15 protein-coding genes and 1 pseudogene are annotated in these 18,503 nt (G+C 60.0%); 3 read left to right on the top strand and 13 right to left on the bottom strand.

All coding sequences use genetic code 11. The features are described from left to right. Nucleotides 1-48 precede the first annotated feature (48 nt). Entirely contained in the window at nt 49-1,755 is a 1,707-nt protein-coding gene (locus ROI90_RS06975) for an alpha/beta fold hydrolase (RefSeq protein ID WP_315997618.1), read from the top strand. On the opposite strand, the gene ROI90_RS06980 is transcribed toward ROI90_RS06975, so the two are convergent. From ROI90_RS06980 to holA, 6 genes are all read right to left on the bottom strand, one after another. Next, nucleotides 1,752-2,039, bottom strand: a complete 288-nt coding sequence (locus tag ROI90_RS06980) for a hypothetical protein (RefSeq protein WP_315997619.1) — start codon at nt 2,037-2,039, stop codon at nt 1,752-1,754. The two genes, ROI90_RS06975 and ROI90_RS06980, sit on opposite strands and share 4 nt — an antisense overlap. A gap of 328 nt (nt 2,040-2,367) precedes the next feature. Continuing rightward, complete coding sequence (locus tag ROI90_RS06985; RefSeq protein ID WP_315997620.1) at nt 2,368-5,715, bottom strand: DEAD/DEAH box helicase; 3,348 nt, start codon at nt 5,713-5,715, stop codon at nt 2,368-2,370. Nucleotides 5,716-5,863: 148 nt separating this feature from the next. Further along, the gene (locus tag ROI90_RS06990) at nt 5,864-6,325 is read right to left on the bottom strand and encodes an RES family NAD+ phosphorylase (RefSeq protein ID WP_315997621.1); all 462 of its coding nucleotides are present in this window, start codon (nt 6,323-6,325) and stop codon (nt 5,864-5,866) included. A gap of 10 nt (nt 6,326-6,335) precedes the next feature. Beyond that, complete coding sequence (parS, locus tag ROI90_RS06995) at nt 6,336-6,797, bottom strand: type II RES/Xre toxin-antitoxin system antitoxin (protein ID WP_226268682.1); 462 nt, start codon at nt 6,795-6,797, stop codon at nt 6,336-6,338. 96 nt (nt 6,798-6,893) lie between these two features. After that, nucleotides 6,894-7,487 (bottom strand): hypothetical protein, encoded by a 594-nt coding sequence (locus tag ROI90_RS07000; protein ID WP_315997622.1) that lies wholly within the window; start codon nt 7,485-7,487, stop codon nt 6,894-6,896. A gap of 52 nt (nt 7,488-7,539) precedes the next feature. After that, nucleotides 7,540-8,619: a DNA polymerase III subunit delta gene (gene holA / locus ROI90_RS07005; protein ID WP_315997623.1), complete on the bottom strand. Its 1,080-nt coding sequence runs from the start codon at nt 8,617-8,619 to the stop codon at nt 7,540-7,542. 193 nt (nt 8,620-8,812) lie between these two features. On the opposite strand from holA, the gene tyrS reads away from it, so the two are divergent. Next, nucleotides 8,813-10,108 (top strand): tyrosine--tRNA ligase, encoded by a 1,296-nt coding sequence (gene tyrS, locus ROI90_RS07010; protein WP_315997624.1) that lies wholly within the window; start codon nt 8,813-8,815, stop codon nt 10,106-10,108. A 373-nt stretch (nt 10,109-10,481) separates the two neighbouring features. Here tyrS and ROI90_RS07015 read toward each other — a convergent pair. After that, a pseudogene (locus ROI90_RS07015) lies at nt 10,482-10,655 on the bottom strand (histone H1); the annotation flags it as partial. Nucleotides 10,656-10,897: 242 nt separating this feature from the next. Further along, a complete protein-coding gene (locus tag ROI90_RS07020; RefSeq protein ID WP_315997625.1) occupies nt 10,898-12,148 on the bottom strand; it encodes an aminotransferase class I/II-fold pyridoxal phosphate-dependent enzyme in 1,251 nt (416 codons plus the stop codon). Between the two features lie 350 nt (nt 12,149-12,498). On the opposite strand from ROI90_RS07020, the gene accC reads away from it, so the two are divergent. Then, nucleotides 12,499-14,004: an acetyl-CoA carboxylase biotin carboxylase subunit gene (gene accC, locus ROI90_RS07025; protein WP_315997831.1), complete on the top strand. Its 1,506-nt coding sequence runs from the start codon at nt 12,499-12,501 to the stop codon at nt 14,002-14,004. 117 nt (nt 14,005-14,121) lie between these two features. Here the strand turns inward: accC and ROI90_RS07030 are convergent, their stop codons facing one another. The 5 genes from ROI90_RS07030 to ROI90_RS07050 all read right to left on the bottom strand — a co-directional run bounded on the left by ROI90_RS07030 (nt 14,122) and on the right by ROI90_RS07050 (nt 18,473). After that, on the bottom strand, nt 14,122-14,742 hold the full coding sequence (locus ROI90_RS07030; RefSeq protein ID WP_315997626.1) for a hypothetical protein: 621 nt from the start codon (nt 14,740-14,742) through the stop codon (nt 14,122-14,124). Nucleotides 14,743-14,883: 141 nt separating this feature from the next. Then, the gene (locus ROI90_RS07035) at nt 14,884-15,288 is read right to left on the bottom strand and encodes a hypothetical protein (RefSeq protein WP_315997627.1); all 405 of its coding nucleotides are present in this window, start codon (nt 15,286-15,288) and stop codon (nt 14,884-14,886) included. Between the two features lie 80 nt (nt 15,289-15,368). After that, on the bottom strand, nt 15,369-16,061 hold the full coding sequence (locus tag ROI90_RS07040) for a membrane-associated protein (RefSeq protein WP_315997628.1): 693 nt from the start codon (nt 16,059-16,061) through the stop codon (nt 15,369-15,371). Between the two features lie 463 nt (nt 16,062-16,524). Beyond that, complete coding sequence (gene bshB1 / locus ROI90_RS07045) at nt 16,525-17,244, bottom strand: bacillithiol biosynthesis deacetylase BshB1 (protein WP_315997629.1); 720 nt, start codon at nt 17,242-17,244, stop codon at nt 16,525-16,527. Between the two features lie 95 nt (nt 17,245-17,339). Further along, complete coding sequence (locus tag ROI90_RS07050) at nt 17,340-18,473, bottom strand: M23 family metallopeptidase (RefSeq protein ID WP_315997630.1); 1,134 nt, start codon at nt 18,471-18,473, stop codon at nt 17,340-17,342. Nucleotides 18,474-18,503 lie beyond the last annotated feature (30 nt).

An 18,503-nucleotide genomic window follows, 5' to 3' on the forward strand; every position in this document is an offset into this window, starting at 1 on the left:
CAGCCGGCCCCGCGCCTCTCTGGGGTACTTTCCACGTATTCCCGGCTGATGCGCCTGCTCCTCCCCGCTGTTCTATTCCTGCTCGTTCCCTTTTCTATTCTCGCCCAGACCCGCCAGCTGCGGGGCACCGTGCAGGATGCCGCTACGCAGGCGCCGGTACCTTTCGCCTCGGTGGGCGTGGCGGGTAAGCCCTTCGGGACGGTGGCCGACAGCGCCGGCCGGTTCCGGTTTGCCCTGCCCGATTCGGTGGCCGGGCCCGTGCTGGTTTCCTGCGTGGGCTACGCTACCCAGCGGGTGCCGGTGGCGGCGTTGCAGGCCGGAGGTGCTGTCCGGTTGAAGCCGCTGGGCCAGAAGCTCGGGGGCGTAACGGTGCGGCCCGGCAAGGTGCGCACCCGCACGTTCGGACGCACGGCCGCGTCCTCGTTCATGACGGCCCGCCTCTACACCGAGCCCGGCTTGGTGAGCGACGAGCTGGGCAAAGAGCAGGGTACCATCATCCCGCTGACCACCGACTGCCGCCTCCGCGACGCGAACCTGTTCGTGGCCTTCAATCGGTTCCGGTCCGTTACGTTCCGGCTGCTGCTGTACCGGGTGCGCAACGGCCAGCCCGCCGAGCCCTTGCCCCAGCCCGATATCCGCTTCACCGTGACCCAGCCCCGCGGTTGGGTAAAAGTCGATTTGCTGCCTTACAACCTGTATCTGCAGGGCCTGAAGGAAGTAGCCGTAACGGTACAGTGGCTGCGAAGCGAAGCGCAGGAAGGTAGCCCCAAAGTCTTTGGTATTGCCGCCGTACCGCTGCCGGGCCACAGCGTGTTCACCCGCGACAAAAGCCAGGCCCGCTGGCAGCAGGTCACGCCCGGCTACCTCAGCCTCTACCTCACCGCCGATACCTACCAAACGGCAGGCAAACGTACCGAGCCGGAGCCCCTGGCCACCGCCGAGGATATTCCCGAAAACTACGTGGTGGCGGATAGCCTGAAATCCTTGCTTTTCAGCAGCGCGGCCGCTCCCACGCTCACCAACCCGCAGCACTACGGCAGCAACCCCGCCACCGGCCACTACCTGAACGCGCGGGGCGGCCGGCTCTACTACGAGCGGTACGGGCAGGGCCCGCCGCTGCTACTGTTGCACGGCAACGGGCAGTCTATTGCCGATTTTCAGCTCCAGATTCATGAACTGGCCCGGCAGTTCACCGTCATTGCCCTCGATACCCGGGGCCAGGGCCGCAGCCAGGATTTCACCACCCAGGAGTACAGCTACGAGCTGTTTGCCGACGACGTGCGCCAGCTGCTGGACACCCTGCACCTGCGCCGGGTGCATATTCTGGGTTGGAGCGACGGAGGCAACACGGCCCTGAGCCTGGCCCTGCACCACCCCGAATACGTGGGCCGCCTGGCCATCATGGGGGCCAACCTCTTCCCCACTCCCGAAGCCGTTGAGCCGGCCGTGCTGGCCCGGTTTCAGCGGCAGCTCCGGCAGGCTCAGGCCCGTAGCGGTACCTCCACTGAAACCCGGCTCCTGCGGTTGCTGGTACAGGAGCCGCATTTCACCCTGCCGCAAATCAGCACCATTCAGGCCCCGGTGTTGGTAATGGCCGGGCAGCGCGACGTGATTCGGGAGGCACACACGCAGGACATTGCCCGTGCACTGCCCAACGGACGGTTGCTCATTTTGGAAGGAGCCACGCACTACGCCCCGCAGGAAGTGCCGGATGTGTTCAACCGGGCAGTGGTGCAGTTTTTCCGGCGGCCTTAGCCTTCCAGCCGCGCCAGCGTCACTTCGTCCTGGGTGAAATCAAACTGCTTTTTATCTACCTGCCCCTGACAGCTGATAACCCGGGGCGGGGCCAGCTTGCCCTTGCGGCCGGCTTCCACCTGCACCTCACCCGTGGCTTGCAGCGTGGCTATGGCCTCGCCGTTGCGCCGCAGCTCCCAGGCACCCGGCTTTGCCTCCCCAGCCAGATACCCGACGATGAACACCTCCTTGGGCGACATCTGGATAATGTCAACGACTTGCATATCGGGCGAGGTCTGGAACATAGCGGGCGGGGTTGGAATGGTGTAAAGCTGCGGATTTTTGCGGGAAGCGTTTCATCTGTCATTCCGAATGAAGAGAGGAATCTGACTTTTGCCCAGGATGATGCCCCAAGCTGGGCAGACCGCAAGCTGATAGAACGTCATGCAGAGGCGCAGCCGAAGCATCTCGCGTGCTGACGTTGCAATAGTAACCCAGCGTCAGCACGCGAGATGCTTCGGCTGCGCCTCTGCATGACGACCGCCTGAATAGTAGCAAAACGCCTTTCTGTACACAAACCCAGATTCCTCCCTCCGTTCGGAATGACAGATACTCCTACCCATTGCGTAGTTCTCACTCGCCCACCAACGCCAGCAACTCCTGGGGCGTGAGGGATTTGAGCAAAGCAGTATCGGTGCGGATGAGGCCCTGGGCCAGTTCCCGTTTGGACTGTTGCAGGTGCTGGATTTTCTCCTCCACGGTGCCGGGGCAGATGAGGCGCACTGCCACTACGGGCTTGGTCTGGCCGATGCGGTAGGCCCGGTCGATGGCCTGGTTTTCCACGGCGGGGTTCCACCAGGGGTCCAGCAGGTACACGTAGTCGGCGCTGGTGAGGTTGAGGCCGGTGCCGCCGGCTTTCAGGCTGATGAGAAACACCCGCACCTCGGGGCGCTGCTCAAACGCCTGCACGGCGGCCCCGCGCTGCCGGGTCTGGCCGGTGAGGTATTGGTAGGGAATATCGTGGGCGTCCAGCATGGGCCGCACCAGGTTCAGCATGCCCACAAACTGCGAAAACACCAGGATTTTGTGCTCCGGGGCGTGGTTCTGAATTTCTTCCAGCAGCACCGCCAGCTTGGCTGAAGTAGAGCCGTAGTCCTCCAGATCGGGCAGCAAAGCGGGCGAGTCGCAGATTTGCCGCAGGCGCGTGAGGCCCCGCAGCACCGAGGCGTGGTTGCGGGCCGATACGTCTTCGCGTTGGCCCAGCAGCAGATTCCGGAAATCCTGGCGGCAGGCCTCGTACACGCGGCGCTGCTCGGGCGGCATCTCGCAGTAGAGCACCATTTCCGTCTTTTCGGGCAGTTCGGTGGCTACCTGAGCCTTGGTGCGGCGCAGCACGAAGGGCCGGATGCGCTGCTGCAATTCCCGGGCCTTCTGCTCATCCCCGAACTTATCGATGCGCGTGGCGTACTGCGCCCGGAACTGCCGCAGCGTACCCAGCAAGCCAGGGCAGGCAAACGAGAGCAGGGCGAAAATATCGTAGATGTTGTTCTCCAGCGGCGTGCCCGTGAGCACCACCCGGCCCCGGCTTCGCAGCTGGCAAGCGGCCCGGTAGCGCAACGAAGCCGGGTTTTTGATGGCCTGGGCCTCATCCAGAAACACGTACTCAAACTCCTGGGATTTCAGCCGGCGCAGGTCCGATACCAGCGTGCCGTAGGTGGTCAGCACCACATCATAGTCGGCGAAATCCGGCTGCTGCTGCCTGCGGCCCGCGCCGTGCCAGGTCAGCACCTGCAGGCCGGGCGCAAAGCGGGCGGCTTCGGCCTGCCAGTTGAACACCAACGCCGTGGGCACTACCACCAGGCTGGCCCCGGTCCGGCCGGTGGCGCGCAGGTGCAGCACGAAGGCCAGCACCTGCAGCGTCTTACCCAGGCCCATATCATCGGCCAGGCAACCGCCAAACCCAAACGTATCCAGGAAATTTAGCCAGTTGAGGCCTTCTTGCTGATAGTCGCGCAGGATGGCGTGCAGGCCGGCGGGTACCGGCACGGGCGCAATACCGGTGAAATCGGCTACGGCGGCGCGGGTTTCGGCCAGCCGCTGCCGGGCCGAGGGCAGCAGCTCCGTGTCGGCGTACAATTCCTCTACCGCCGCAAACCGGCTGTGTGGGGTGCGCAACTGACCGTCGATAAGCTCGGCGGCGGCGAAGTAGCGGGCAAACTTTTCCAGCCACTGCTGGGGCAGCACGCCGTGGCTGCCATCATCCAGCACCACATAGCGGCGGCGGTTGCGCAGGGCCTGGCTGAGTTGGGGTAGCGTGGCGTGCTGCTTCCCGAAACGCACCGCCAGCTTGGTATCAAACCAGTTGGTTTCACTGCTCACCTGCACCGACACCCGGGCCGAATGCGGATTGAGGCGGTTATCCTTCAGCTGCTGGAACCCCAGTACCCGGATGCCCTCCTGCCGCCAATCGGCCAAAGCCGGCAGCACCCGGTCGGTATCCAGAAATCCGCTGCGGGCCAGGTAAAACGACTCCTGGGCCTGTTGCCCGGCCAGCTCGGGCCAGTGCCGGAGCAGCGCCGCCACCAGCCGGTCTTCAGCCAGGGCATTGCGGCTCACGGTGAATGCCCGGCCCAGCGCATCGGTGGCCTGCAGCTGCTGCCGGGTCAGCACCGAGACTTCCCGCTCTCCGTAGCGCATCACGGGCAGCAGCTCCACGTGGGGGCCGGCATCGGAGAGGTAAAGCACCGGCTCGGGCGCTTCATCCAGGCCCGCGGCCTGCAACTGCTGGCGGGTGGCGGGGCGCAGGTAGGCGTAGTGAATCTGCAGGCGGTTTTCCAGGTTAGTCAGCACGTCCTCCCGGAACTCCGCAAACTGCGACTGGTGAATCAGCAGGGCGTTGTTGCGCTTCTTGAAGAACTCCACTACTCGCCACACATCCAGGTCGTCGAGCAGGTACAAATCGTCGTGCAGGGCCACGAAGTAGTCGTAGTGCACGGTGAGCTGTTCCAGGTTCAGGGCCTGGTCGTGGAGCAGCAGCTGGCCGGTTATCTGGTAGAACTCGTCTTCCTGGGTTACCTGCAGGCGCAGCTGCAGGCGGGCGCTGTGCAGGCGCACCGGCACCAGGGCCGCGGCCGTGAGCTTGTCGCCTTGGGGGCCGCGGTGGGCAAATACCGGCAGCCGAAACGGGTTCTGCACCACCGCGCGCAACGCCTCCACGGCCGCTGGCGTGCGGTCTTCCTCGTAGTTATGCTGGAAGCGGGCCAGGCCGGTATAAAACTTCAGCTCCGACGGATTGGTCAGCTGCCAGATACCATCCAGGGGGTTCAGCAGCGTCAGCGGGCTTTTCGGTTTGCCGGCCGCCGTGAGGCTGGCCTCGGCCAGGTGCAGCGTGAGGTGGCGGTAGTAGCGGTGCCGGGCCAGCACCAGCAGCCGCTGCCCGCCCGCCACCGGCACCACTGGCTCCGGCCTGACGGGCAACAGCTGCCGCATCAGCTCCAGCTTCGAAGCCGGCGTTACGGGCAGCAAATCCGCCCGGCGCGGAGTCACGGCCACAGCCCCGTTGGCAAACGCCAGTTGAAAGTGCGCGTCCAAGTCGTGAGCCTGTTCTAACCCATATTCCCGGGCCGCAGCGCGCAGTTTCTGCTGGCGCTGCTCCGCATCAAAAAATACCCGCAGCTCCGGCCGGTACAGCAGAGCCAGCAGCGTCAGCGCCTGGTTTTCGCACAGTTCGTCGTCTGCGCCGATGGTGCAGGCGCAGGTCAGCATCAGGCCGGTTGCGGTTTGACTCACTCCCACTTCCGGCCCGGCAATTCCGCCTACTCCCGCTCCGGTCGAAAACCGCCCAGTATCCACAGCCAGCTCCAGCGGCGTCACGGCCCGGTACTGGCGCGTATCCGGCACAAAGCTGCGCGGGGCCAGCTCCAGTAGCTGGGGCAGCGTCAGGTCCGGAAGCGTCTGGAATAGATGAATGGTGTGCGGCACAATGGGCTTTACTGGAGCCGGAAATTACATCAAGCAGTGTATACTTTGCGGTTATGACGGTACGACACACCGCATCGTGTTACCGCTGGCAGTACGTACTCCGGCTGTCATTCCGAATGACAGTTTGCGTGCGGGTGTTCCCCATCCTCTATCCTACCTCATCGGTCTTGATGCGCGAATCGAACCGGAATTCCTCCCGGCTCACAATCCGAATGCGCTTGAAATCGGGATGGCGACTGTGCAGCACGTAGTTGAACTCCTGGGGCACGATGGACGAGGGCACCCGCAGCACGGCCGAGCTGCGGCGCGTGTACCACTCGGCCCCCAGCGGCTGACACACGGCGTAGCGGCTGGCCTGCTCCCAGTCCCGTGGCAGCTGGGCCAGCGGTATTTCCTCCACCAGCAGGTCGTCGGGCACGTCAATTACCAGCACCCGAAACTGGCCGGTAAGCCCCTCCCCACTCCGGTGCACCACGTTTTCCAGGCAGGCCAGGGCCCGGGTGGCGGCCGTGTAAATCACAAACTGATCCTTGTAATTCCAACGTGCCCGGTAGCCGGAGGCAAACAGGTCGTCGGCGTACTTGGCCAGGCAGATGCGGTAAACCAGCATACTCGGGGCCCTAGGATAAGTCGCCGTAGGCAATGCGCGTGAGTTCTTCGGCCACCAGGTCGATGCCCCCGCTGGTTTCCAGCAGCCGCAGCGGAATTTCCTGGTCGAGGCCGTGGGCGGGTTTATCCAGCCAGCGTAGAAACGCGGCGGCCTCCCCGAATACTTCCACTCCCAGGTTGTAGAGGCTGATGATTTTGAGTGTTTTCTCGCTGCTGGCGGCACTCAGGTTTTTCTTTTCCTGGGAGTAGGTGCGCAGGGTTTTGGTGGACAGCTCGTAGATGGCCTCCAGCTCCTGGGCCTGCAACTGGTAGGCCTCGGCTACCTCAAACGCCGTGGCGGCCGGTACGCCCTTGCGGGCTTCCATCACCAGGGCGTAAGCATCCTGCCCGGTCCGGCCCCAGGCCGCCCATTTCTTGCGCAGGGCCGCCGGCATAACGGCCGTTATTTTCGGTTGGTGTGCAGCAGTAGCCATAGGTGCAGATTTGATGGAGCGAACTTATAGAAATTTTTCCGTTTAACGCGGAAATTTTTCTTTCGGTTCTACCTGTCCCATATACACGCCACTCACTTACTCTATTGCTTGGAAAAGCTGCAGAATCAAGCTTGTTGTTTCCTTGTCTATCGGCAACGTCCAATCAGGCGGTAAAGCAAAAGCAGAACTTTCAAAAAACGCCTGCGACATTGGAGTACTAGCCCCCGTGTACATGCCTCTTACCATCTCTATTAGGGCATCAAGCGTTTTGTCAGAGCATTCGTTTGACACAACTATACCACAAGCTCTGTCAGGAATTACAACCGAGTATCCAGTCGGGAATATTCTTTCGAGTTCATAGTGTAATAATATCTTGCTGGAGCTGATGGTATCCTCATCATTAAGAAAAGCAATCCATTCCGGCTGCCCGGTAATGGCATCGTCCTTTCGATATTGGTGAAAAAACGCTGACTGTCGAACATTCTCTATTGCTTGCTGCTGCCAGTTCACACCGGACTGCTCCAACTCATTATATCCGGCTCGGTCCAGATACACCATTGCCTCACCGTATTCAACCCAGCATAAAATAAACTCGTCGTTGGGAAGTGGCAAGTGAGGCAAGTCCCAAGCACTGTCTTCAATATACTTACGTGGAACAATCAGCGGATGTAGTGATTCTGGGTTTATCACCTGAAGTACAGAGTAAATGCGTTACAAAACCGGTGCAAAACAGAAGTTGCCTCTACGCTCCCACCACTGCATGCAGCGGTACCGGGTGGATGATGAGCCAGATCAGCTCCCGCAGGATTTCGCCGTCGGTCATGGAGCCGCTGTCGATGCCTTTGCTTTGGGCGTCGGCGCGGCGGATGAGGTGCACGATGTCGCGGGTGCGGTGGAAGTCGAATACCTTCAGGCCCACCTGATAGTCCTGGCGCTGGATGGGGAAGCGCAGGCCCATCTTCAGCCAGTCGGCCTCGGCAGGGCTGCCGGGCAGCTGGTGCAGCACCAATAGGCGGGAGAAGTAGTTGAACAGCAGCGTCAGGTTCGGGATGAGCGGGTTGTTCTTGGGGTTGGCCTCGAAGTAGAGCAGGATGCGGTTGGCCTTGAGCACGTCGCGGCGCACCAAAGCGCTCTGCAGCTCGAAGATGTTGTACTCCTTGCTGATGCCCACCATGCGCTGCACCAGGTCCTCGTCGATGCTGTGGCCGGGCAGCAGGTTGATGAGCATCTTGTCCACCTCGTTGGTGAGGCGGCCCAGCTCCCCCCCGATGTACTCGGCCAGCATAGCCGTGGCCTGGGGCGTAATCTGCTGGCCCTTAGAGCGCACGTAATTGCTCAGCCAGGGCGCCACCTGGTTATCGTAGAGCTTCTTGCTGGTCATGAGCACCGTGCCGGCAGGCGCAGGCTCCTTTTTGTCGCCGGCCAGCAGCTTGCCCAGCTTTTTGCGCGCGTCCAGGGTTTTGTGCTTGTAGCAGAACACCAGTACGGTGCTTTGCAACGGGTTTTTCAGGTAGGCCTCCAGAAACGGCCACGTCTTTTCGTTTTCCAGATCGGCCACAGCCTGCGCCTCCTTCACAATCACCACCGAGCGTTCCGCCATCATGGGGAAGCGCTTGGCCTGGTTCAGGATGCCGGCCACATCGGTGTCCTTGCCATACATCACCACCTGGTTGAAGCCCTTCTCGTGCTCGGGCAGCACGTGCTTTTCCAGCAAATCGGCCAGCAGGTCAATATAGTACGGCTCCTCCCCTTGTAGAAAATACACGGGCGCAAACTGCCGCTGCTGGAGCTGCTTCAGGATTTCGTCGGGCGAGGCGGTCAAGGGTGAAGTTGTGAAATTGTGAAATTGTGGAGAGCCCGCGGCGCTGTTCCGCCGCTGCTTTCACTTGGACTGCAAATGTACCACGGGCCTTTTTACCTTTGCGCCTCTTACTTGCGTGAGTTGGTTGCGTCTTTCGTGTCTTTACCCACAGCCGCCGCCTGATTCACAACTTCACAACTTCACAACTTCTCCCTTGAACCTAATAGACGAACTGCGCTGGCGGGGCATGTTTCACGACATGATGCCCGGCACCGAGGAGCACCTGCTGAAAAACGCGCCCATCACCGGCTACATCGGCTTCGACCCTACTGCGCCTTCCCTGCACATCGGCAACCTGGCCACCATTATGCTGCTGGTGCACCTGCAGCGCGCCGGCCACCGGCCGCTGGCCCTGGTGGGCGGGGCCACTGGTATGATTGGCGACCCGTCGGGCAAATCAGCGGAGCGCAACCTGCTCGATGAAGAAGCCCTGCGCCGCAACCAGGCCGGCATTCAGGCCCAGTTGGAGAAGTTTCTGGTATTCGACGATTCGCCCACCGGGGCGCGGGTAGTGAATAACTACGACTGGTTCAAGGACTTCGGCTTCCTGCAGTTTCTGCGCGAGGTAGGCAAGCACCTCACCGTGAACTACATGATGGCCAAGGACTCGGTGAAGCGCCGCATTGGCGGCAACGAAGAGTCCGGGGCCGAGGGCATCAGCTACACCGAGTTCAGCTACCAGCTGCTGCAGGGCTACGACTTCTTCCACCTCTACAAGGAGCTAGGCACCACCCTGCAGATGGGCGCTTCCGACCAGTGGGGCAACATCACCACCGGCACCGAGCTCATCCGGCGCATGTCGGGCGGCGAGGGCAAGGCCTACGCCCTCACCGGCCAGCTCATCACCAAAGCCGACGGCACCAAGTACGGCAAGAGCGAAACCGGCACGGTGTGGCTCGATGCCGCCATGACGAGCCCGTACCAGTTCTACCAGTTCTTCCTCAACGCCGCCGACGCCGACGTACCCCGCCTCATCCGCGTGTTCACACTGCTCACACAGCCGGAAATTGAAGCTCTGGAAGCCGAGCACACCGCCGCCCCCCACCTGCGCGTGCTGCAAAAAGCCCTGGCCAAGGACGTAACCATCCGCGTGCACGGCGAAGCTGCCTTCGAAGCCTCATTGGCCGCCTCGCAGGTGCTATTCGGCGGCGGCGAGCTGAGCAGCCTTGATGAGGCCACGCTGCTCGACGTATTTGTCGGTGTGCCCCATGTGGAGGTTTCCCGCGCCGAGTTGGAAGGCCAGGATGCCCTTACGCTGCTGAGCACGGCGGCCGGCAGCGTCATCTTCTCCAGCAAAGGCGAGGCCCGCAAAATGGTGCAAAACAACGGCGTGAAGCTCAACCGCCAGAAAGTAACCCTCGACCAGACCGCCACGGCCGTAGCGCCGCTACTGAACAAGTACCTAGTAGCCCAAAAGGGCAAGAGCTACTTCCTCATCAAGCTGGTGTAAGCTGCCTAAGAAGTGCATATAGTGTCATGCTCTGCTACGTCTCATGGCGGCTTTCCGTACGATGCGACAGAACGGCCGGTCCGGCGGGCGCAGCCCGTCGGACCGGTTGAAATAGCTGGCACCCGGACGACGGCATAGCAATATCAGCACGCGCCAACCGGCCCGACGGGCTGCACCCGCCGGACCGGCACACCGACCAGCGCCACAACGAAAGAGGCCCTGCTGATAATCAGCAGGGCCTCTTAGGTGTAAACAGGTTCGCTACGCTGGGCGTAGCGCCCAATTACTTCTTTTTAGCGGGAGCAGCTTTTTTAGCAGCGGGAGCAGCAGCCTTCTTAGCAGGAGCAGCTTTAGCAGCGGGAGCAGCTTCTCCACCGTCGTTTTTCTTGTTCTGAACCTCAGTACGGATAGTCTGGGCCATGTTCTTCAGTTCCTGCATGCCTTTGCGCACGCGGGTACCAGCGGCCGAGTTGTTCTTGTCGTAGAATTTCTCGAAGTCGGCTTCTAGCGACATAACGAGGTCTTTCAGTTGGGCGAAATTGCTCATGGTTGGGAGGGGTTGTATGGTGTGGAAAAAGTATTTAACCGGCCCTAATATACAGGGATTTCAAATACAAGCAAGTTGGCAAGTTTTTTTCTTTATGCCCTTTTCCAGCCATTAAGGGCGTATTTCACTCTAAACAAGCTACGCAATATACTCCCAAACCGAAATCTACATCTGTAAATAATCCAAAAACAAAAAGCCAGCCCCGTTGCGGAGGCTGGCTTTTGTACTTAGCGAAGCTTTAGTTAGCGTTGCAGGCCCTCGGGCACTTCCGCCTTGGAATAAAGTCCTTTCGCCAGCTTCTCCTTCACGGCTTCGAAGGCTTTGATGGTCACCGCTACATCATCGAGGGTATGTACCGCCGTGGGGATGATCCGGAGCATGATAACGCCCTTGGGCACCACCGGATACACCACAATAGAACAGAAAATGCCGTGATTTTCACGTAGATCGAACGTTACCTGCGTGGCATCGGGGATTTGGCCCTCCAGCAGCACCGGCGTTACGGGTGAGGACGTAGACCCAATATTGAAGCCTTTTTCACGCAGACCGCTTTGCAGGGCCCGCACGATGGTCCAGAGGTTTTCCTTCAGCTCGGGCTGGGTGCGCAGCAGCTCCAACCGCTTCAAAGCGCCCACCACCAGCGGCATGGGCAGACTTTTGGCGAAAATCTGGCTGCGCATGTTGTAGCGCAAATATTCAATTACGTTCTCGGGGCCGGCTACGAAGGCGCCAATGCTGGCCATCGACTTCGCAAACGTCGAAAAATAAAGGTCGATACCGTCCTGTACGCCCTGTTCTTCGCCCGTTCCGGCGCCCGTAGCGCCCATCGTGCCGAAGCCGTGAGCGTCATCCACGAACAACCGGAACTGGTATTTCTCCTTCAGGGCCACCACGCCGCGCAGGTCGCCCTGGTTGCCCGACATGCCGAAAACTCCCTCGGTAATGACCAAAATGCCGCCGCCGGTTTCGTCGATGATGCGCTGGGCGCGCTCCAGCTGCTTCTCCAGGCTGGCCATGTCGTTGTGCACGTATACGAAGCGCTTACCGGCGTGCAGGCGCACCCCGTCGATGATGCAGGCGTGCGACTCGGCGTCGTACACAATTACATCGTGGCGGCCTACCATGGCGTCGATGATGGACACCACGCCCTGGTAGCCAAAGTTGAGCAGCATGCACTCAGGCTTCATCACAAACTCGGCCAGCTCGTTTTCCAGCTGCTCGTGCAGGTTGGAGTTGCCGCTCATCATGCGGGCGCCCATGGGCAGGGCCATACCGTATTCGGCAGCAGCATCGGCGTCGGCCTTGCGCACCTCGGGGTGGTTGGCCAGGCCCAGGTAGTTGTTCAGGCTCCAGGTGAGTACCTCTTTGCCGCGGAAAATCATGCGGGGCTTAATCTCGCCTTCCAGCTTGGGGAAGGTGAAATAACCGTGCGCGTAGTGTGAATGGCTACCCAGCGGGCCGCGGTTGGCGGCAATCTTCTCAAATAGATCCACGAGGGAACAGGTTGAATGTGAAACGAAAACAAGCAGTTACGCTTGGGGGCATAACGCTCGGGGAATGTACAAAGTTATGGCAATCCGCAAAGGTAGCCCTCAGCAGGCAGGCATCCAACCTTGCAGGAATTGGCCCGGCGCGTTTTCTGGTGCGGCCGGAATGGCGTTTCTTTGGGTATTGGAACTGTTCATTGAACATAATCGGAACGTCATGCTGAGCTTGCCGAAGCATCTCTACCGCTTCGCATGAACTGTCTGACAAAGCGGTAGAGATGCTTCGGCAAGCTCAGCATGACCGTTCTTTCCAATTTACAGTGAAGTCCTCTCCCACCCGCACCCACTCTCTCCCGATGAAGAAAATAACCAAGCTGCTGGTTGCCAACCGCGGCGAAATTGCCCTGCGCGTGCTGCGCTCCGCCAAGGAAATGGGCCTCCAGACCGTGGCCATCTACTCCGAAGCCGACCGCAACGCTTTGCACGTGCGCTACGCCGACGAGGCCGTGTGCGTGGGCCCGCCCGCCAGCAAAGACAGCTACCTGCGCGGCGACAAAATCCTGGAAGTCTGCCGCCAACTGGGCGTGGATGCCATTCACCCCGGCTACGGCTTCCTGAGCGAAAACGCCGAGTTTGCCCGCATGGTCACGGAGGCCGGACTGATTTTCGTGGGCCCTTCGCCGGAGGCCATGAACGTGATGGGCGACAAACTCTCGGCCAAGCAGGCCGTGAAGGCCTACGACATTCCCCTGGTGCCCGGCACCGATGAGGCCATTTCTGATGTGGAAGAAGCCAAGCGCATTGCCGCCACGGTGGGCTTCCCCATCCTAATTAAAGCCTCGGCCGGCGGTGGCGGCAAGGGCATGCGCATCGTGAATTCGGCCGAAGATTTCGAGGAGCAGATGCAGCTGGCCATTAACGAGGCCACCTCGGCCTTCGGCGACGGCTCGGTATTCATTGAGAAGTTCGTGACCGGCCCGCGCCACATCGAAATTCAGGTGCTGGGCGATGAGCACGGCAACATCGTGCACCTATTTGAGCGGGAATGCTCCATTCAGCGCCGCCACCAGAAGGTGATTGAGGAAGCGCCCTCGGCGGTGCTCACGCCCGAGCTGCGCGCCGAAATGGGCCGCTGCGCCGTGGACGTGGCCCGGGCCTGCAACTACACTGGGGCCGGCACCGTGGAGTTTCTGCTGGACGACCAGCGCAACTTCTACTTCCTGGAGATGAACACCCGCCTGCAGGTGGAGCACCCCGTAACGGAGCAGATTACCGGCCTCGACCTGGTAAAGGAGCAGATCAAAGTCGCCCAGGGCCTGCCCCTCGCCTTCCGCCAGGAAGACCTCAGCATCACCGGCCACGCCCTGGAGCTGCGCGTGTACGCCGAAGACCCCCAGAACAACTTCCTGCCCGACATCGGGACGCTGACCACCTACGTGCGCCCCCAGGGCCCCGGCGTGCGGGTAGATGACGGCTTCGAGCAGGGCATGGAAATTCCAATTTACTACGACCCGATGATTGCCAAGCTCGTCACCTTCGGGGCCACCCGCGAGGAGGCCATTGCCCGGATGCTGCGCGCCATCGACGAATACCATATTACCGGCATCGAAACCACGTTGGGCTTCGGCCGCTACGTGCTGCAACACCCGGCCTTCGTGAGCGGCAACTTCGACACCAACTTCATCAAGGACCACTTCACGCCCGAGTCGCTGAAGCCCACCGCCCCGGACGAAGCCACCGCCAAGCTGGCCGCCGTGCTCACCGCCATGCTCCTGACGGAGAAAAAGCCCACCACCGCTGCGGCTGATGCGCCTGCCGCCACCGGCTCAGCCTGGAAGTGGAACCGGCTGGGGGTGCGGTAGAGAGATTAAGCATACTAAAAAAGGCTGCCCGGTTACGTAACCGGGCAGCCTTTTTTGTGCGCAAGTTTCCGAACTAGTTGTCCATCAGCTACTCAGAATAAACATCATGGTAACAGCCTAATAACGAATGTCCACGTGCATGGTATCTAAACCCGCCAAAGTATAAGATACCCGATGCTCAATAGCTGGTTCCGTCCGACTACCATTAAGCTGCCATAAAACAATCTGATTGGGGCCAGCCTTCAGTGCACGATAGACAACTGTGTCAATAGGTGGGTGTAAGGTGAAGGCTTCTTGGAAACCCCATACACTGACATTCACCGCATCGGTACGGGGAGGAACATCCAGTAGGTGAATACGTACCCAGCCTATTGCGGCTACCGACACCCGCAGATTTTTGTTCTTGCGCCCTCCTGTTATCGATGGCGCGCTTTGAAATTCGGTGTCTCCCCGAGAAGAAGAGGCTCGTAGGATGTAGGCGTTGCTTGCGTCGGCCTCAAAAGAGAACGAAAATTTGCCTTGCCCGTCCGTTGAGCGCCAATCCCCGGCAGGGCTGTAAGCTGCTGAGGCCCCACTGCGACGGTTGGTAAACAGGCGTACCTGGGCGTTTGGCACAGCTTGTCCGGTTGCGGAATCCACTACCTGCCCTTCCACAATAGTTTTACCGCCCTCGTCAAATAGTGAACAGCCCGAACAGGCAAGTGTAATAGCAGCTGTGAGTACAGATAATAACTTCATAGGGTATAAACAGGAAAGTTATTGTGAGGTATAAGGCGTGTTCTAACTGCTCAGGGAAGCATTGTTTCTCAACAGGGAAGCCAAAAACAGTAATGCGTATTCACCCGACTGCAAGTTGTAACACCTCGACCTGCACTATCCTCACGCCAGCAGCCGCGCCTGATTGGCCACGTTAATCAACGCCGGGGCATTCTTGAGGGTGGCCAGTACTACTTCCTTGGCGGCTTGTTGCAGCTCGTCGCGGTGGATGTCGCGCACTTCTTCGCGTACCAGTTCGGTGAGGGCGTAGAGGGCATGCTGCACGGCTTCGCGGCGGGGCCGTGCAGCCCGAATTTCCTGGCGCACCTCGGCAAAATGGGCTTGTATTTTCAGCCGCCGCAGGTGAAACACCGAGTCGCTGCACACCTGGGGCTGGATGGTGTCGAGCAGCTTCAGCAGGGGCAGCAGTTGGGTGGCGGTGGCTCCTACCAAACGCTGGCGGCGGCCGGGGCAGGCAGTGGGCTGGCAAGCCGCATCAGCGGCGGGCTCAGAGCTAGAAATAGACATTCGCAATAACCGGGTAAGTGGACGAGCGAGGCGCGTGATTTTCATAACAAGATACTGTACCAGTCAGAAATTACCGAACCCTAGCTCTGCTCCCAAGCCAACTTCCCCGAGAGCATAGCCGGCTCCTGCGTTGCGGTGGGCTTTGAGGCCAGCCAGCGGCGCAGGGCCCAGTGCGTGGGCAGGTAAATCACCACCAGCAGCGTGAGCATCCAGCCCACTAGGTAGAGCGGGGCGGGCAGCCAGGTTTGGGGGTGGGCATCATCGAAGCCGAACACGTAGTTGATATTCACCGGAATCTTAGGGTCGGGTAGCACCGTGCCGGCGGACGGCAGCCAGAAGTAGGCTACCAGGCACAGGGCCCAGGCCAGCAGCGTCCAGGCGGGCAGGGCGCGCCGGTCGTAGCCCAGGCGCTTCACCAGAAACAGGATGAGGAAGGGCAGCCAGCCGTGAAAGAACGAGAGCCCGCGCAGGAATAAGGAGCGGTTTTCATCGAACATGTAGGACGTCATGCCCAGCAAGTGATGGCCGCACAACTCGCCCACAAAATCGGCGCACCAGAGCACCTGGGGCAGCAGGATGCCCACAGCCGCCATGGAGGCCGGCAGGCGGCGCTCCGTCCACACGCTCACCAGGCACAGCAGCAGCGACACGTCGCAGAAGTACAGGAAGTTGGTGGGGCCGTAGTTCACCCAGTACACCGGCACCATCACCAGCAAGAAGGCAGTGAACACCAATTTCAACCAAAGCGGCAAGTAAGCAGGAACACGTTTCATACGCGAAGGGGAATGAAGTGCGAAACAACAGTCGGCTCCCAGCTACTCGGCTCATGGCGTTTCGCTGAGAGGATGCCCGAAGTAGCACGACAAATACGGCTTCACCAGTACAACTCTCTTGCTTATCAGACTTCTTGTTTCACACAAAACCAGCTTCTAGTAATAATTTACAAAGATTTATCTTCTCTCATTTAGACTTTATAAGTATCGAATTGGAGGCGCACTTATACCGAAAAAGCACGACAAGCTCCACCAATCCGGCGGAGCTTTTCATGCGTTTAATGATTGAGTTGGACTAGGCTATGGGAGTAGCAACGTTTCTTGCTACCTCTTAGAACGTCATGCAGAGCGCAACGAAGCATCTCGCGTGCTGCTGTCTGGATTATCCTTGCAGAGTCAGCACGCAAGATACTTCGCTACGCTCTGCATGATGTTCTTTCGGCCTACATATTGTCCAGACGGCTTAGATCAACTCAGTAATTTCTCGGACGCCCAAAGGCCGCTCCCGGGTAAACCCTTCCCCGAACTCCACCCCTATCAGGTGGCCAAACTCCCGGGCACGAGCTTCCATGAAATTGCTGAACACCGGCGAGGAGAGGTAGGTGGCCGGCTCGGTGCTTTCGGGGTCGTGAAACTGGGTGCGGTACGCCTGGATACTTTCCCATTTTTTCGGCCAATGCGTCGAAATATCCACGACGAAATCAGCCGGAATCTGGCGGTCCTGGATGTAGTGAAATACCAGCCGAGGCCGCCAGGGCTGCTGGGGCTGCCCATCGTCGCCGAAGGTTTCAATCATCCGCAGCCCGCTCAGAAAGCACGACTCCGAAGCCAGCTGGGCGCCCCGGCCGTGGTCAGGGTGCCGGTCGTGGATGGCGTTGCAGAGAATAATATCAGGCTGGTAGCGGCGGATGGCGGCAATAACGGGTAGCTGATGCTCCCGGTCGTTGCGGAAGAAGCCATCGGGCAGGCCCAGATTTTCGCGGGCACTCAGGCCTAGAATACGGCTGGCCGCCTCGGCCTCCTGGGCCCGGGTAACTGGCGTACCGCGCGTCCCCAGCTCACCCCGGGTAAAGTCCACAATGCCTACTTTCTTGCCTGCAGCAATAGCCGCCAGCAATGTACCGGCAGCTGACATTTCCACATCATCCGGGTGTGCCCCGAGGGCCAGAATATCAAGTTTCATATTTGGGATTATCAGAAAGCAGACTGGTTAATGGGTTGGTTGTTCCAACAAAGTGTTGAACGACCAACCCGTTAACCAGTCCGCTAAGAAGCCATTTATTTAATTCGCAGCGTCCGGCCTACGCGCAACACGGCGGTACCGCCGTTCAGGCGTCGAATTTGGGCCTGCGACACGCCATATTTATCGGCAATTTCCGACAGGGTATCCCCGCTCCGGATTTTGTGCGACACGATGCGCCGGGCCTGGGTAGGCTTGGCGCTGCTACTACTCCGGCTACTGCTGGTAGCAGCCCCCGGCACACTGCCGCCCCGATACTTCAACGACTTGCTGTAGTAGGCAAACAGGCCCGAGGTAATCTGGAAGTTGTCCTTAATCAGGCGGTAATCGGGGAAATCGTACATCCGCTCCGGGTCGATGGGGTTGCCCTCGTAGCGCACCTCAAAGTGCAGGTGCGAGCCGCTGCTGCGCCCCGTGCTTCCGCCGCGCCCGATTAGCTCCCCGGCCTTCACAAACGTACCCGGCGTCACCAACGACTTCTGCAAGTGGCCATATAGCGTTTCGATACCATTGTAGTGGCGCACCATAATGTAGTTGCCGTAGCCCGAACCATCCCACTTCACGATGCGCACCACGCCGTCAAAAGCCGCCTTTACCGAGTCGCCGGTTTCCAGGTCCAGGTCCACGCCGTAGTGCCAGCGGTAGCCCCGAAACCCAAAATCGGAGGTCATGGGCGTTTTAGTCAGGGGCATTTTGGCGTAGCGCTGGCGCTCTGGCTCCGTCAGTTTCAGGTTCAGCGTATCCTTGATGCGGCGGCCATCTACCCGGTACGGGTTGATGTTGTGCGTATCCCAAATGGCGTAATACCCGGCCACCTTAATCCAGGACGAGTCAATTTTTACCTGCTCCGACACTTCTACAATCTCCTGCCCGCCCTCATTCAGGCTGCTGGTATCCTCACTGACGATGGAGAGCTTTTTAGCCGGGTTGAAAAAAATGGACTTTGCGGCGTCGGAGTTTTCCTCGGGCAGCTCTTCCGTCTCAATTAGGATGGTCGTATCGGGCCGCACGTAGCGGATGGTGGGTGATTTGATGCGGAAAAAATCCTTCCGCTTGCCGGCCGAACCGGCTTTCGCCTTCGGCTCCGGTGCTTTGCGCCGCTGGGCCTGCAGCTGGCCGGGCAAGCCAATAAACAGCCCGATCAGTAGCAGCGGCAGCAGCCAGTGTTTCACAAAATGCAGCAAGGGCGTTTGATAAAAGGT

The sequence above is a fragment of the Hymenobacter endophyticus genome (genome assembly GCF_032464715.1).
Taxonomy (GTDB): domain Bacteria; phylum Bacteroidota; class Bacteroidia; order Cytophagales; family Hymenobacteraceae; genus Hymenobacter; species Hymenobacter endophyticus.

What these genes read in the sequence shown, in the direction of transcription:
- ROI90_RS06975 (WP_315997618.1), top strand. Translation starts at nt 49, where the DNA reads ATGCGCCTGCTCCTCCCCGCTGTTCTATTCCTGCTCGTTCCCTTTTCT.
- parS (WP_226268682.1), bottom strand. Translation starts at nt 6,797, where the DNA reads ATGGCTACTGCTGCACACCAACCGAAAATAACGGCCGTTATGCCGGCG.
- bshB1 (WP_315997629.1), bottom strand. Translation starts at nt 17,244, where the DNA reads ATGAAACTTGATATTCTGGCCCTCGGGGCACACCCGGATGATGTGGAA.
- ROI90_RS07035 (WP_315997627.1), bottom strand. Translation starts at nt 15,288, where the DNA reads ATGTCTATTTCTAGCTCTGAGCCCGCCGCTGATGCGGCTTGCCAGCCC.
- ROI90_RS07040 (WP_315997628.1), bottom strand. Translation starts at nt 16,061, where the DNA reads ATGAAACGTGTTCCTGCTTACTTGCCGCTTTGGTTGAAATTGGTGTTC.
- ROI90_RS06990 (WP_315997621.1), bottom strand. Translation starts at nt 6,325, where the DNA reads ATGCTGGTTTACCGCATCTGCCTGGCCAAGTACGCCGACGACCTGTTT.
- ROI90_RS07030 (WP_315997626.1), bottom strand. Translation starts at nt 14,742, where the DNA reads ATGAAGTTATTATCTGTACTCACAGCTGCTATTACACTTGCCTGTTCG.
- ROI90_RS06980 (WP_315997619.1), bottom strand. Translation starts at nt 2,039, where the DNA reads ATGTTCCAGACCTCGCCCGATATGCAAGTCGTTGACATTATCCAGATG.
- accC (WP_315997831.1), top strand. Translation starts at nt 12,499, where the DNA reads ATGAAGAAAATAACCAAGCTGCTGGTTGCCAACCGCGGCGAAATTGCC.